Source organism: Achromobacter sp. GbtcB20 (assembly GCF_019091095.1).
Taxonomy (GTDB): Bacteria; Pseudomonadota; Gammaproteobacteria; order Burkholderiales; family Burkholderiaceae_B; genus Achromobacter; species Achromobacter mucicolens.
The window spans coordinates 1-295 of sequence record NZ_JAGXJZ010000449.1 but is presented as its reverse complement, the minus strand read 5'-3'; the positions used below and the strand labels follow the sequence as shown (position 1 = coordinate 295).

Genomic DNA, 295 nt, shown 5'->3' with positions numbered 1-295 from the left:
CAGCCCGATGATCGGCTTCGGCGCCGGTATCTGGGCCATCGCGCGCCACCTGGCGCGCATCGACGAATACCTGCGCCGTCAGATGCTGGAGAACATCGCGCTCGCCGCGGCCATCACCGCCGGCCTGAGCTTCACCTACGGCTTCCTCGAGAACGCGGGCTTTCCGCGCGTGTCGATGTTCACCGTCTGGTGCGTGCTCTGCGGCGCGACCGGCGTTGTCGCGCTCGTGCGCAAGTTGATCGATCAATGAAGAACCTGATCCGCGACCTGCGCGCCGAGCGCGGCTGGAGCCAGG

At 67.5% G+C, this 295-nt stretch carries 1 pseudogene; it reads left to right on the top strand.

The features are described 5' to 3' along the window. A pseudogene (locus KVT32_RS29715) lies at window positions 1-250 on the top strand (hypothetical protein); the annotation flags it as partial. Window positions 251-295 lie beyond the last annotated feature (45 nt).